This is a genomic window from Streptomyces sp. NPDC048639, from assembly GCF_043199075.1.
Taxonomy (GTDB): domain Bacteria; phylum Actinomycetota; class Actinomycetes; order Streptomycetales; family Streptomycetaceae; genus Streptomyces.
In genome coordinates, this window is sequence record NZ_JBICVP010000032.1 from 1 (window position 1) to 1,279 (window position 1,279).

1 protein-coding gene is annotated in these 1,279 nt (G+C 70.1%); it reads left to right on the plus strand.

The genetic code is table 11. From position 1 onward, the window contains the following. Window positions 1-35: 35 nt before the first annotated feature. Window positions 36-1,279 (plus strand): acyltransferase domain-containing protein (locus tag ACGFNH_RS32680; RefSeq protein WP_393660012.1); only part of this gene is annotated, 1,244 nt, incomplete at its 3' end.

The following is a 1,279-nucleotide window of genomic DNA, read 5'->3' on the forward strand; positions in this document are numbered from 1 at the left end:
GTCAGAATCGTGAACGGCCTTTGTGGCTGGGTTCGGTGAAGTCCAACATCGGTCACACCCAGGCCGCGGCCGGTGTCGCCGGAGTCATCAAGATGCTGCTGGCCATGCAGCACGGAACCCTGCCGCAAACTCTTCACGTGAATGAGCCGTCATCCCATGTGGACTGGTCGGCCGAGGCCGTGGAACTGCTCACCGAGGGGCGCGCGTGGCCGGAGACGGGGCGTGTGCGCCGGGCTGGCGTGTCGGCGTTCGGTGTGAGCGGCACGAACGCGCACGTGGTGCTGGAGCAGCCTGTCTCCGAGGGAGTCGGCGCCGCGGGAGTGGAGGCGGCGCCGGGATCGGCGTTGGTGCCGTGGCTGGTGTCGGCGCGGAGCCGAGGTGCACTGCGGGCACAGGCCGAACGGCTGGCGGGCTTCGTGGCCGAGCATGCGGGGCTGTCGGTCGTCGAGGTGGGGGCGTCGCTGGCGCGTTCCCGGTCGGTGTTCGAGCACCGTGCGGTGGTGTGGGGCGCGGACCGTGAGGAGTTGCTGAGCGGTCTTGCGGCCGTGGCGGCCGGTGAGTCGGCTGCCGGTGCGGTGGTCGGTGAGGTGGGCGAGGACGGTCGCACCGGCTTCCTCTTTGCCGGTCAGGGTTCGCAACGGCCGGGCATGGGGCGGGAGTTGTACGAGGAGTACCCGGTCTTCGCGGATGCCTTCGACGCCGTGTGCGCCCATCTGGATCCGGAGCTCGAACTACCGCTGCGCGAGGTGGTGTTCGGCGAGGACGCGGAGCTGCTGAACCGTACGGAGTACGCACAGCCCGCCCTCTTCGCGCTGGAGATCGCCTTGTTCCGGCTGCTGGAGTCGTGGGATGTGCGGCCGGACATGCTGGCCGGGCACTCCATCGGTGAGATCGCGGCGGCCCATGTCGCAGGCGTGTGGTCCCTGGCGGACGCGTGCCGACTCGTCGTGGCGCGCGGCCGGTTGATGCAGGCGCTGCCCGGCGGCGGCGCGATGGCCGCCCTCCAGGCGTCCGAGGACGAAGTGCTGCCGCTGGTGGAGGGCCGGGAGGCCGAGGTCGGTATCGCGGCTGTCAACGGGCCGCGATCCGTGGTGGTTTCGGGCGCCGCAGCGGCGGTTGATACGGTCGCCGACCATTTCCGTGCCCAGGACCGCAAGGTGACGTTCCTGCGGGTGAGTCATGCGTTCCATTCGCCGTTGATGGAGCCGATGCTCGCCGAGTTCCGTGCGGTCGCGGAGGGTCTGTCGTACGAGCAGCCGCGGTTGCCGGTCGTCTCCAC